Below are 12,197 nucleotides of genomic sequence, written 5' to 3' on the forward strand. Positions count from 1 at the left end.
ACAGAAAAGTGCTGTACTGTTTTAATTTGAGCTATTTTTTTAGGTTTTAACGACCTGTTTCGTCATTCCAGAGCAACTTATGTAATTGAAGCTGGAAACGAACTGGTAAGTGATCCTCTAAGATCCATTGTGCTAAATCACGCGCAAGTTGTGGTAACTTCGCAGCGCCTTTTTCAACAGCAAAAGCAGGTGAGAACCAAACTGTACTTACACGCTTGTGCAACTCATATTGATTCACTTGTTGTTTAGACCATTCATAATCTTCACGATTGCATATGACAAATTTAATCTGATCATGTTGAGTTAAATGGTCTAAATTACTCATTAAATTACGTGAGTCTTCACCTGAAGTTGGTGTTTTTAAATCTAGGACTTTAGAAACTCTACGATCCACTTTTGAAACATCTAGCGCTCCACTCGTTTCAAGGGAAACTTCACAACCTAAATCTGCTAGACGCTCCATGAGCGGTAACGCATTGGGTTGGGCTAATGGTTCACCACCAGTAACACAAATATAAGGTGTCTTAAAATCAAGGGTGGTTTGGATAATATCCTCTAAAGAGTGTCGTTGACCACCTTCAAAAGAATAGGTGGTATCACAATATGTACAACGCAGTGGGCAACCTGTTAAGCGTATAAACACTGTAGGTAAGCCTGAAGTGTTGGCTTCACCTTGTAATGAATAGAAGATCTCCGTAATACGTAACCCCGCAGACGGATCAGAAACAGGAATAGCGGAAGATCGCAAATTACTCATATCGACAAAACCAAACTAAAATAGAGATTATATAAAAGAAAAATCTCTACGATTATTACTAACCGTAGAGATGTGGAGTGTAACTCCAAATACTATAAAATATTAAAAAAATTAGTCAGCGCGTAATAAGTCGTTCAAACTTGTTTTAGCACGAGTCTGAGCATCGACTTTTTTCACGATGATTGCAGCATACAAGCTGTATTTACCGCATTTTGAAGGAAGGCTACCAGAAACAACAACTGAACCTGCTGGAACACGGCCGTAGTGAATTTCGCCTGTTTCACGGTCATAAATCTTAGTTGATTGACCAATGTAAACACCCATTGAAATCACTGAACCTTCTTCAACGATTACACCTTCAACGATTTCAGAACGTGCACCGATAAAACAATTGTCTTCAATGATCGTAGGGTTCGCTTGAAGAGGCTCAAGTACACCGCCAATCCCAACACCACCAGAAAGGTGAACATTTTTACCAATTTGCGCACATGAACCTACAGTCGCCCATGTATCAACCATTGTACCTTCATCAACATAAGCGCCAATGTTGACATAAGATGGCATAAGTACAACATTCTTAGCTTGATAAGAACCTTTGCGTGCAACTGCAGGCGGTACAACACGTACACCAGCTGCTTTAAATTGCTCTTCAGTCCAACCTGTAAATTTAGTGTCTACTTTGTCATAGAATTGGAGATCGCATGATTCGATTGGTTTATTATCATTAAGTTTGAATGACAATAGAACAGCTTTTTTTAACCATTGATGAACAACCCATTCACCATCAATCTTTTCAGCAACACGTAATGAACCATTATCTAAGCCAGCAATTGCTTCCTCGACTGCTTGGCGAATTTCAGCAGGGCAATCTGTAGCTGTGAAGTTTGCACGATCTTCAAACGCTTGTTCGATGATTGACGAAAGCTGAGACATAATCTTCTCTTCCAAAAAAAATTTCCAAGATTTTACACTAAATTGATTATAAAAATTACAATTAATCCTGAAAAAATGTCCGACAATAATGACTATTCTTTATAAGTATGTTAATAAAAGTTAATAAAAGACTTAAGTGCAAATTATTTATAAAACAACAACTAAATCAAAATTGTATCAAAAAATAACAAAAAAGCATCAATTTGAATATTAACCAGCTTTGAAATCTCCATTAAGATGCTTCCGAGTCGAACACATTAATGATTAAAGAACAACTCATTTCTTTGAGGAGAAAAAAATGAAAGTGTTAAAATTACTCGCTGTTACAACAGCATTATCTGTTTCAGGCTTCGCTATGGCGGACACTCAAGTAGTACGTACAGGTAATGTATTTGAAGCTAATCAATTAATCCCTACTGGTGTTCGTGCTGAAGTTGGTACAACTGGTTACGGTGGTGCATTACTTTGGACTGCTAACCCATACGTTGGTCTTGCTTTAGGTTACAACGGTGGTGATATCTCTTGGTCTGATGATTTATCTATTGACGGTACTAAGTACGATTTAGATATGGATAATAGTTTGGCATACTTAAATGCTGAGATTCGTCCTTGGGGCGCGAGTCAAAATCCATGGGCTCAAGGTCTATATATGGCTGCTGGTGTAGCATATATCGATAATGAATACGATGTTACTAAGCGCTTAAACAATACGAATGATGTTGTTAAGATTGATGGCAAAAATTACAACGCTCCATCTGGTCAAGGTTTCATCGATGGTAAAATGTCATACAAAAATGACTTTGCTCCATACGTAGGTTTTGGTTTTGCTCCTAAAATCAATAAAAACTTCGGTGTATTTGGTGAAGTAGGTGCTTATTACACTGGTAACCCTTCTGCAAATATTACTTCAGTAGGTTTAGCTGAAGTTGGTGGTACTGGTACTGGTGCTGATGCAGCTGAAGCTTTAGAAGCGAAAATTGAATCTAAAGACAAATATGAGTGGCTTCCAGTCGGTAAAGTGGGTGTGAGCTTCCACTGGTAAGATCCAATTAAAAAAACGAGCTTCGGCTCGTTTTTTTATGCAAGTTAATGCAAATAATAAAGGCGCTATAGGCACCTTTATTATTTGTAGCTTATTAATCTTCAGGATAAGCCACACGTTTTAATGCTTTGATATCAGCACTAGGTGCACATAGCGAAATAAACTCGTAACCGTATCCACGTAACAAATGACCTTTACGTACAGCAATCCAAGTGGTATTCACCCCGAATAAATCAGTATCAATTTGTTTTAAGCGATGATCTCGTTCTGTATCGTAGGCTACATCGTTGACAATCCCGACACCCATACCTAACTCCACATAAGTTTTGATTACATCAGCATCAAGCGCAGACATCACTAAATCAACATCAAGTCCTGAGTCTTCAAAGGCTTTATCAATCTTTGAACGTCCCGTAAAACCACCGTGATAGGTAATAATCGGATACTCTGCCAAATGTTCTAAGCTAATCTCTCGCGCTGCTATTTGAGTAAGTGGATGACCTTGAGGCGTAATAATACTGTGTTTCCAGTTATAAAAAGGAACACTTGCTAAGTTTTCTTCAGTAGTCAGATTCTCAGTAGCAATACCAATATCTGCATCGCCTAAAAGTAACATTTCAGTGATTTCAGTTGGGCTTGCTTGTTGCAAAATCAAATGAACTTTCGGAAATAATTTTTTGAATGAATTTACAATTGGTGGTAATACATATCGCGCTTGAGTATGAGTGGTTGCGATGGTTAATGTACCTTCATCTACACGATTAAAATCATCGGCTAATCTTTTAATATTGTCTGCATCGACCAGCATTCGCTCCACAATACCGAGTAAAGCTTGACCAGGTTCAGTTAACCCTAATAAGCGTTTACCTTTTCGGATAAATAGTTGAACACCTAATTCATCTTCTAAATCTTTAATATGTTTACTTACGCCTGATTGAGACGTGTAAAGGGCAGCGGAAGCTTCCGTTAAATTAAAATTTTGTCTGACGGTTTCTCGAATAATTCTTAATTGTTGAAAGTTCATAGTCTTTGTTACCTTTAAAATGATGGGGCTATATAAAAGCCCCATCTACACATTTTTATGCGTTTTCTTGTGCAAATAAGTGCAATGTATTAGTCGTTAACCAAACCGATTGATTTGGGCGGAATTGATGCAGTTTAGCTTCATCTGGAGTGAGTAGAATTTCGATGAGATTGCCATCTTGACCTTGAAGTTCGGCAACCACTTTTCCTGCAATCCAAACTTCACGTAAGAACGTTGCTTGAATTGCATTGTCTGTAGGTTGAGCGTGAATTTGAAACTCATCTGGTCGAATGAAGGCAATCACTTTACCTTCAGGTGCATCTTTAGCTAAAGGCAGTTGAATGCGATCATTTCCGATCTGTACGATTCCCGCTTGATTATGACCTTCGAACTTATTGGCTTGACCTAAGAAGTCAAATACAAAAGGCGTTGCTGGTTTTTCATAAACTTCACGAGGTGAGCCAATTTGTTCAACATTACCTTTATTCATTACAATGATTTGATCTGCAACTTCAAGCGCTTCTTCTTGATCGTGGGTTACAAAAATCGAGGTGATGTGGAGTTCATCATGTAAAGTTCTCAGCCAGCGACGTAACTCTTTACGAACTTTTGCATCAAGTGCGCCAAATGGCTCATCCAGAAGTAGTACACGAGGTTCAACTGCAAGCGCACGTGCAAGCGCAATACGTTGACGCTGTCCACCTGACAATTGTGCTGGATAACGATCTGCTAAGAATCCTAATTGAACTAAATCAAGTAGTCGTGTAACCCGTTTTTTGATTTCAGATTCTGAAGGGCGTGTTGAACGTGGACGAACACGTAAACCAAAAGCAATATTGTCAAATACTGTCATATGACGGAATAAAGCATAATGTTGGAATACGAAGCCGACTTGACGTTCACGAACATGAACATTTGTTGAGTCTTGACCTTCAAGGATCACTTGACCGCTGTCGGCAGATTCAAGACCAGCAATAATGCGAAGTAAAGTCGTTTTACCGCAGCCTGAAGGTCCTAACAATGCCACGAGTTGACCATCAGGAAAATCTAGGGAGATATTGTTTAGTGCATGGAAAGCACCAAAGTGTTTTTCAATATTTTTAACTTGAATACTCATCGGATACTTCCTTTAAACTGTAGAATCTTCATTACGTTTGCTTAATTTCTCTTGGCGAATTTCGACCCATGTTTTAAGAATCAATGTCACAATCGCCAATAAAGCCAAGAGGGATGAAACAGCAAATGCTGCACTAAAGGTATATTCGTTGTAGAGAATCTCTACATGCAGTGGCAATGTATTGGTCTCTCCACGAATATGACCCGATACTACAGAGACTGCCCCGAATTCACCCATTGCACGTGCGTTACAAAGAATAACCCCGTATATCAAGCCCCATTTAATATTTGGAATCGTGATTTTCCAAAAAGTTTGCCAGCCTGAAGCACCCAAAACGATTGCCGCTTCCTCTTCTTCTGTACCTTGAGCTTCCATCAGTGGAATGAGCTCACGTGCCACAAAAGGAACTGTAATAAAGATGGTTGCTAGTACAATTGCTGGAACGGCATATAGAATCTTAATGTCGTTATCCATCAGCCATCCGCCGAACCAACCTTGAGTACCAAACATCAATACCAACATCAAACCTGCGATTACAGGTGATACTGAGAAAGGCATATCAATAATCGTGGTTAATATGGATTTACCACGGAAATTAAATTTCGCAACAGACCAAGCCGCCGCCACACCAAATACTACGTTGAGCGGTACAGCAATTGCAGCTGTTAGTAAGGTGAGCTTTACAGCCGACAACGTGTCTGGATGAACTAAAGCTTGCGCATAAACGCCGATACCCTGTTTGAATGCTTCAACAAAAACTAAAATCAAAGGCAGGATTAAGCAACTGAGGAAGAAAATCATGGCAACGACAATGAGTGTATAACGAACCCAAGTCGGTTCTCGCGTCGCATCACGAGATTGCAATTTTTCCGCTAAAGCATTGCTATTTGTATTCAAACTCATTGTGCAGTTCTCCCTGTGCGACGACTCGCCCATGCTTGTAACAAGTTAATCAAGAACAAGATAGCGAATGAAATAAGGAGCATAACAACGGCGATTGTCGTTGCACCTGCATAGTCATATTCTTCCAATCGAGAAATAATCATTAATGGCGCAATTTCAGTTTCGAAGGGTTGGTTACCTGCAATAAAGATAACTGAACCATATTCACCCACACCACGGGCAAATGCGAGAGCAAATCCTGTGATTAAAGCAGGGAAAAGAATTGGTAAAATCACTTTGGTTACAATTTGTAGTCGATTTGCACCCAAGGCTGACGCTGCTTCTTCAAGTTCAGTCTCTAAGTCACTTAGTACAGGTTGTACTGTACGAACCACAAAAGGTAAGCCAATAAATATCAGCGCTAATGTAATCCCAATAGGACTATAAGCGACTTTAATTCCTAAGGGTTCAAGATATTGACCAATCCAGCCTGTCGGAGCATATAAAGATGTTAATGCAATCCCAGCAACAGCTGTTGGTAACGCAAAGGGTAAATCAACCAATGCATCAACAATTCGTTTACCAGGAAAACTATAGCGCACGAGACACCAAGCGAGTAATAAGCCAAATACAACATTAATGAAGGCAGCAATGAGTGCAGCACTGAAACTTAGTTGTAATGATTTTAAGATACGCTCAGAACTTAAAATCTCCCATAAACCTTCCCAGCCAATACCTAAAGACTTAATAAAAACAGCCGACAAGGGTATGAGCACAATTAAAGATAAATACGCTAGGGTAAAGCCTAGAGATAGACCAAATCCTGGCAGCACTCGGGATCGCTGCGACATGACTACTCCTCAAATGAGAGAAAAAGCTTACCGAAATCAATAAGCAATTGAATTGAAAAATTTATCAAGAATAAGTGGCGAACTTTAAATTGCAAATTTGTAATACAACTTGCCATTATCAATACTATTGATATAGTTCGACAGCTTTTCATGAATCATAAAATCGAAGATCTCTGGAAATGGTCCAAATCCTGAATCAACATTAATATGACCGACTTGACCTAAGTTAATCGGTTTTACACCCCATGATTTTGCTAATTTTTTTGCATCCTCAAAACCTAACCACGGATCATTTTCACTGATGAGCATTTTTGTGGGAACGCTAATCTTAATTTGATGAAAGTAAAAACTATAATCAGTCAAACTCAAACGAGCAAAACCATTTTCACCAAAACGACTTGGATTGGCTGGTGCAACTAAAACCAGTTGTTTAACTTTCTGTGCTATTTCTGGGTGCTGATGCAGAGCAGCGACTGACGTTAAACAGCCAAAACTATGTGCAACAATCTGTACGGGTGCATCTATCTGCGAAATTTTTTCTACAAAACGATTAATCCAATCTGAAAGTAAGGGAAAGTTCCAATCATCTTGTTGAACACGTGAGCATGGCATGACTTGACGTTGCAACCATGATTGCCAATGATTTTCATCACTTCCGCCGACGCCGGGTACAATGAGTGTATGTATCATGTCATGCTCCACTGATTATTTTTTTGTGTTATTGGCTTTGGTAATTTGGTCAAAAATACCATTATTCTCAAAATGAGCTTTTTGTACTTTCGCCCAGCCACCAAACTCTTGATCAATTGTGACCAATTTCAATGGCTTAAATGTTGATGAATATAGTTTTAATACAGCTTGATTACGCGGACGATAGAAATTCTTCGCGGCAATATGTTGTCCCTTAGGTGAGTAAAGGAAATTCAAATAACCTTGCGCCAAATATTTATTGCCTGATTTTTCTGCATTTTTTTCAACGATCGCTACAGATGGTTCAGCAAGTATAGAAAGTGTTGGCGTCACAATTTCAAATTTACCTGGTTGTTCACGCAGTGCTAAATGAGCTTCATTTTCCCAAGCAAGCAAAACATCGCCAATACCGCGTTCAGCAAAAGTTGTAGTTGAGCCACGAGCGCCAGAATCTAAGACCTTGGTTTGTTTATAAATTTGTTGAACAAATTGTTGTGCTTTGGCGTCATTTCCACCTGGTTGGTGTTTAGCCCATGCCCAAGCCGCTAAATAATTCCAACGTGCGCCACCTGACGTCTTAGGGTTTGGTGTAATAATGTCCACACCCGGTTTTACTAAATCACCCCAGTCTTTAATATTTTTTGGATTTCCTTTTTTGACGAGGAAAACGATTGTGGAAGTGTAGGGTGTGGAATTATGTGGGAATTTTTTCTGCCAATCTTTTGGTAATAAATTGGTTTTTTCAGCAATCGCATCAATGTCAGCTGCGAGTGCGAGAGTCACGACATCTGCATTTAAACCATCAATGACTGCACGCGCTTGTTTACCTGAACCGCCATGTGACTGACGAAAGTTGACGTTTTGCCCAGTCCGAGATTTCCAATACGCACCAAATTCTTTATTTACTTCTACGTAGAGTTCACGAGTAGGATCGTAAGAGACGTTTAATAAATCTTTAGCGGAAGCACTAAGCGAAGCAGCCGAAACAAAAGCTGCGAGAACCCTAAGTTTTAATTTAGTTGAAAAGCGCATGGCAACCTCAAAAGAAAATATTCTGTTACATGGCGCTAGAATAAATCTAATCTTTATGCATAAAAAATAATTAAAAATGAATTTTATATGAAAAAAAAAGATTTATATGTGTTATTAAAAAAATGCCGATCATGAATATGATCGGCACGTCATAAGTTAAAGCTTAAATCTTAATTTTATTTATTACTGTTTGCTTTGACAATTTGATCGAATATCCCGCCATTATCAAAATGTTGTTTTTGGACTTTTGTCCAACCTCCAAACTCTTTATAAATCGTGACTAATTTCAAAGGTTTAAACACGGATTGATATTTTGAAAGTACCGTTGCATTTCGTGGTCGATAAAAGTTTTTGGCCGCAATGGTTTGACCAGCTGGAGAATACAGATAATTCAAATAAGCTTTTGCGACATTGAGGTTGCCATCTTTTTGCGCATTTTTCTCAACAATTGCTACAGGGGGCTCAGCAAGAATGGAAAGTGTTGGTGTAATGATTTCAAATTTTCCAGGTTGTTCACGAAGTGCTAAATGCGCTTCATTCTCCCAAGCCAGGAGTACATCTCCAATGCCACGCTCTGCAAAAGTTGTTGTGGCACCACGTGCACCAGAGTCTAGCACTTTAGTATTTTTATAAATTTGTCGTACAAATTCTTGTGCTTTAGCATCGTTACCGCCGGGTTGGTGTTTTGCCCAAGCCCATGCTGCTAAGTAATTCCAACGTGCACCACCTGATGTCTTAGGGTTTGGCGTAATAATTCCAACATCATTTTTAATCAAGTCTCCCCAGTCTTTGATCCCTTTGGGATTGCCTTTTTTGACTAAAAACACGATGGTTGAGGTATAGGGTGTAGAGTTCTGTGGGAATTTTTTCTGCCAGTCTTTTGGTAATAAATTGGTTTTTTCAGCAATGGCATCAATATCTGCTGCGAGTGCGAGAGTCACAACGTCTGCATCTAGGCCATCAATGACAGCACGCGCTTGTTTACCAGATCCACCATGAGATTGTTTAAAATTCAAATCTTGACCAGTCTGCTTTTTCCAATATGCTCCAAACTCTTTATTAAAGTTGTCATAGAGTTCGCGAGTTGGATCATATGAAACATTTAAAAAATCTTTTGCGAGTGTGGAAACAGAAGTGACTGAAAGTAAAGCCGCAATGACCCCAATTTTAAAAGAACGCATCATTATCCCATGTGTTTGTCGTTTTTTGATGATTTGAGCATAGGGAAATTTTTTAAAATAAAAAAATAAGAAGAAATGAAAAAGTTATGATCAAAACAGCTATTCATTTTGTGAGTGACTTTTTACACTATGAGAACGGAATGAGGTTGCTTGAAATGATCTGTTTAAAAAATGCCAAGCCAATGGATGCAATATCTATTTTTGATCGAGGCTTCCATTATGGAGATGGCTGTTTTACCACGGCGAGAATTCGAAATAATAAAATTGAATTATTTGAACGTCATTTAAAAAGATTGAATACCGCCATTGAGCGATTGTCACTTCAAGCTAATCTTGACTATATTTCTGAGTCTATCCAGTATTTACAGCAAAAGTATGATCAATTAAACGGGACCATTAAAATTGTACTGAGTCGAGGTGAGGGGCAACGAGGATACAGTTTACCTCATCATTCAGCAGATCTTTGGTTGTATTATTATCCGCAAAACGTGACTGATCATCACTATGAAGTCATTGTGAGTGGTTTACTTGAGCGAGCGATGGGTTTAACCATGCCACAATTGGTGGGAATTAAATCACTGAATCGGTTAGAACAAGTGTTACTAAAGCAGGAAGCCGATGAGAAGGGTTTTCAAGAAGCCTTAGTTACAGATGTGCAAGGCTATATTGTTGAAGGAATCAGCAGCAACTGCTTTATACGATTGAATGATACGTGGATTTGCCCTGAACTTCGTTATAATGGCGTTCATGGGGTGATGCGTGCTGAAATTTTGGAGCGTATGAATCATTATTGTATAACGTTCCAAAAAAGAGTAATTGATTTGAATGAACTTCTTCACATTCAAAGTGTATTTTATTGTAATGCGCTCCACCCAATGAAAATCGCCTCTTGCCTTGATGATCGTCGATTAGATACACAAGCGTGTATTGATCTTTTTCACCACCTTCAACTTAATCAGATTTAAAGCTTATGTCCTCTCCTCAGAAATCAACAAAGAAAAAGAACAGCAAGACATCCTTTAAACCTAAAGCGCTTTTATTCATTATTGCAGGCCTAATGTTGCTTGCAACCATGATTCTATCTGCAAGTCTATGGAAGGATTATCCTGTAGAAGGTAAAAAGCAAATGCTCGCGATTAATCATGGTGATACTTACTCACAATTTATTGATCGTTTAGCTCAAAATAAACAAGTTTCATTTCCCATTATTTTAAAGATTTATCAACGATTCATGATTCATGACAGCATGAAAGCTGGAGTCTATGAAGTTAAAGAGGGAATGAGTGTCCGTCAAGTTCTAGACATGATTTCGAATTCTGAAAATGCACAACTGAATCGAATTTTGGTCATTGAGGGTACAACATTTAAGCAGTTAAAAAATGCACTCAAAAATGATGAATTGGTGACGAAAGAGCTGGTTCATTTGAGTGATGCAGAAATATTAAAGGAATTGAATATTCCATTTTCACATCCAGAAGGTTTATTTGCGCCTAATACTTATTTTTTTGCGAAGGGTGAAACAGATCGTAAAATTTTAACTGATTTGTATCAACATCAGATGAAGGCACTAGATAAAGCCTGGGAAAATCGAGCTTCTGATTTGCCTTATAAAAATAAATATGAAGCGCTCATCATGGCATCAATTATTGAGAAAGAAACCAATGTTGATCATGAGTTAGATAAAGTCTCGGGCGTATTCGTTCGTCGATTAAAAATAGGTATGCGTTTACAAACTGATCCAACCGTAATTTATGGTATGGGTGATGAATATACGGGCAACATTACCCGTAAAGATTTAAGAACGCCGACACCATATAACACATATACGATTTACGGATTGCCACCAACACCGATCGCATTACCAAGTGATAAAGCGATCGAAGCGGCAATGCATCCAGATCATTCTGACTATATTTATTTTGTGGCGACTGGAAATGGAGGTCACAAATTCAGTACCAATCTAGATGACCATAATCGCGCTGTTCAAGAATATCTTGCTGTGATTCGATCTAAAAAATAAGGGGTAAAATAGACGTGTTTATTAGCTTTGAAGGCACAGAAGGTGTTGGTAAAACGACATTGATCCATAAAATTCGTGACTACTTCCTTGAGCAATCAAAGCAAGTTGTTCTAACTCGTGAACCAGGTGGTACTCCGCTCGCTGAGCAAATTCGTTCCGTACTTCTGACGGTGAATCATGAAGAAAGAATGAGTAATGATACTGAACTATTATTGATGTACGCAGCTCGAGCGCAACATTTGCAACAAGTCATAATACCTGCACTTGAAAATGGTTCGATTGTGTTATGCGACCGTTTTTGTGACAGCAGTTTCGCGTATCAGTGTGCAGGTCGTGGGTTAAGTCGTGAAAAATTAGCACTTTTAAACCAAAACTTTGTCCTAAAAATGCCAGACCTGACATTTTGGTTGGATGCACCGACAGAACTCGGGATGCAACGAGCACGAGCGCGTGGAGCATTGGATCGGTTTGAACAAGAAAAAGCAGCTTTTTTTGAAAAAGTACGTGCAGGATTTGCTGAATTGCAGCAGTTAGAGCCGAATCGTGTTAAGCGTATTGATGCAACACAAAGTCCTGAGCAAGTATTTAATGATGCAATTGAACGAATTAGTTCATGGAAAGCTGAGCATAAATGCTAATTAAAAGATGCAAATATGATTTATATTGAG

At 38.7% G+C, this 12,197-nt stretch carries 13 protein-coding genes; 4 read left to right on the forward strand and 9 right to left on the reverse strand.

Going from position 1 to position 12,197, the window contains the following annotated elements:
- Nucleotides 1–46 precede the first annotated feature (46 nt).
- Together queE and dapD are read right to left on the reverse strand one after the other, a co-directional pair.
- The gene (queE, locus tag AC1M9P_RS12280; RefSeq protein WP_481587783.1) at nt 47–757 is read right to left on the reverse strand and encodes a 7-carboxy-7-deazaguanine synthase QueE; all 711 of its coding nucleotides are present in this window, start codon (nt 755–757) and stop codon (nt 47–49) included.
- A 111-nt stretch (nt 758–868) separates the two neighbouring features.
- Entirely contained in the window at nt 869–1,690 is an 822-nt protein-coding gene (gene dapD / locus AC1M9P_RS12285) for a 2,3,4,5-tetrahydropyridine-2,6-dicarboxylate N-succinyltransferase (protein ID WP_179997889.1), read from the reverse strand.
- Between the two features lie 298 nt (nt 1,691–1,988).
- On the opposite strand from dapD, the gene carO reads away from it, so the two are divergent.
- Nucleotides 1,989–2,732: an ornithine uptake porin CarO gene (carO, locus tag AC1M9P_RS12290; protein WP_179997890.1), complete on the forward strand. Its 744-nt coding sequence runs from the start codon at nt 1,989–1,991 to the stop codon at nt 2,730–2,732.
- A 94-nt stretch (nt 2,733–2,826) separates the two neighbouring features.
- Here carO and AC1M9P_RS12295 read toward each other — a convergent pair whose 3' ends face one another.
- The 7 genes from AC1M9P_RS12295 to AC1M9P_RS12325 all read right to left on the reverse strand — a co-directional run bounded on the left by AC1M9P_RS12295 (nt 2,827) and on the right by AC1M9P_RS12325 (nt 9,512).
- On the reverse strand, nt 2,827–3,756 hold the full coding sequence (locus AC1M9P_RS12295) for a CysB family HTH-type transcriptional regulator (protein WP_092767071.1): 930 nt from the start codon (nt 3,754–3,756) through the stop codon (nt 2,827–2,829).
- Between the two features lie 55 nt (nt 3,757–3,811).
- Nucleotides 3,812–4,873, reverse strand: coding sequence for a sulfate/molybdate ABC transporter ATP-binding protein (locus AC1M9P_RS12300; protein WP_035267206.1), 1,062 nt, complete (start codon nt 4,871–4,873; stop codon nt 3,812–3,814).
- A 12-nt stretch (nt 4,874–4,885) separates the two neighbouring features.
- Nucleotides 4,886–5,776 (reverse strand): sulfate ABC transporter permease subunit CysW, encoded by an 891-nt coding sequence (cysW, locus tag AC1M9P_RS12305; protein ID WP_035267204.1) that lies wholly within the window; start codon nt 5,774–5,776, stop codon nt 4,886–4,888.
- Complete coding sequence (gene cysT / locus AC1M9P_RS12310) at nt 5,773–6,606, reverse strand: sulfate ABC transporter permease subunit CysT (protein ID WP_035267202.1); 834 nt, start codon at nt 6,604–6,606, stop codon at nt 5,773–5,775. Before cysT ends, cysW begins: the two co-directional genes overlap by 4 nt.
- A gap of 84 nt (nt 6,607–6,690) precedes the next feature.
- Nucleotides 6,691–7,296, reverse strand: a complete 606-nt coding sequence (locus AC1M9P_RS12315) for an alpha/beta hydrolase (RefSeq protein ID WP_481587784.1) — start codon at nt 7,294–7,296, stop codon at nt 6,691–6,693.
- Between the two features lie 15 nt (nt 7,297–7,311).
- On the reverse strand, nt 7,312–8,328 hold the full coding sequence (locus AC1M9P_RS12320; protein ID WP_481587785.1) for a sulfate ABC transporter substrate-binding protein: 1,017 nt from the start codon (nt 8,326–8,328) through the stop codon (nt 7,312–7,314).
- 176 nt (nt 8,329–8,504) lie between these two features.
- Nucleotides 8,505–9,512, reverse strand: coding sequence for a sulfate ABC transporter substrate-binding protein (locus AC1M9P_RS12325; protein ID WP_481587786.1), 1,008 nt, complete (start codon nt 9,510–9,512; stop codon nt 8,505–8,507).
- A gap of 152 nt (nt 9,513–9,664) precedes the next feature.
- Between AC1M9P_RS12325 and pabC the strand changes: the two genes are divergently transcribed.
- From pabC to tmk, 3 genes are read left to right on the forward strand one after another with little or no spacing between them, the layout of a single operon-like run.
- Nucleotides 9,665–10,474, forward strand: coding sequence for an aminodeoxychorismate lyase (pabC, locus tag AC1M9P_RS12330; protein ID WP_481587823.1), 810 nt, complete (start codon nt 9,665–9,667; stop codon nt 10,472–10,474).
- 5 nt (nt 10,475–10,479) lie between these two features.
- The gene (gene mltG, locus AC1M9P_RS12335; RefSeq protein ID WP_481587787.1) at nt 10,480–11,529 is read left to right on the forward strand and encodes an endolytic transglycosylase MltG; all 1,050 of its coding nucleotides are present in this window, start codon (nt 10,480–10,482) and stop codon (nt 11,527–11,529) included.
- A gap of 14 nt (nt 11,530–11,543) precedes the next feature.
- On the forward strand, nt 11,544–12,167 hold the full coding sequence (tmk, locus tag AC1M9P_RS12340; protein ID WP_481587788.1) for a dTMP kinase: 624 nt from the start codon (nt 11,544–11,546) through the stop codon (nt 12,165–12,167).
- The last annotated feature ends 30 nt before the right edge of the window (nt 12,168–12,197 follow it).

The organism is Acinetobacter sp. 25-47-122 (assembly GCF_056779695.1).

Excerpts from the sequence above, each read along its gene's own strand:
- queE (WP_481587783.1), bottom strand. The coding sequence starts at position 757 with ATGAGTAATTTGCGATCTTCCGCTATTCCTGTTTCTGATCCGTCTGCG.
- dapD (WP_179997889.1), bottom strand. The coding sequence starts at position 1,690 with ATGTCTCAGCTTTCGTCAATCATCGAACAAGCGTTTGAAGATCGTGCA.
- carO (WP_179997890.1), top strand. The coding sequence starts at position 1,989 with ATGAAAGTGTTAAAATTACTCGCTGTTACAACAGCATTATCTGTTTCA.
- AC1M9P_RS12295 (WP_092767071.1), bottom strand. The coding sequence starts at position 3,756 with ATGAACTTTCAACAATTAAGAATTATTCGAGAAACCGTCAGACAAAAT.
- AC1M9P_RS12300 (WP_035267206.1), bottom strand. The coding sequence starts at position 4,873 with ATGAGTATTCAAGTTAAAAATATTGAAAAACACTTTGGTGCTTTCCAT.
- cysW (WP_035267204.1), bottom strand. The coding sequence starts at position 5,776 with ATGAGTTTGAATACAAATAGCAATGCTTTAGCGGAAAAATTGCAATCT.
- cysT (WP_035267202.1), bottom strand. The coding sequence starts at position 6,606 with ATGTCGCAGCGATCCCGAGTGCTGCCAGGATTTGGTCTATCTCTAGGC.
- AC1M9P_RS12315 (WP_481587784.1), bottom strand. The coding sequence starts at position 7,296 with ATGATACATACACTCATTGTACCCGGCGTCGGCGGAAGTGATGAAAAT.
- AC1M9P_RS12320 (WP_481587785.1), bottom strand. The coding sequence starts at position 8,328 with ATGCGCTTTTCAACTAAATTAAAACTTAGGGTTCTCGCAGCTTTTGTT.
- AC1M9P_RS12325 (WP_481587786.1), bottom strand. The coding sequence starts at position 9,512 with ATGATGCGTTCTTTTAAAATTGGGGTCATTGCGGCTTTACTTTCAGTC.
- pabC (WP_481587823.1), top strand. The coding sequence starts at position 9,665 with ATGATCTGTTTAAAAAATGCCAAGCCAATGGATGCAATATCTATTTTT.
- mltG (WP_481587787.1), top strand. The coding sequence starts at position 10,480 with ATGTCCTCTCCTCAGAAATCAACAAAGAAAAAGAACAGCAAGACATCC.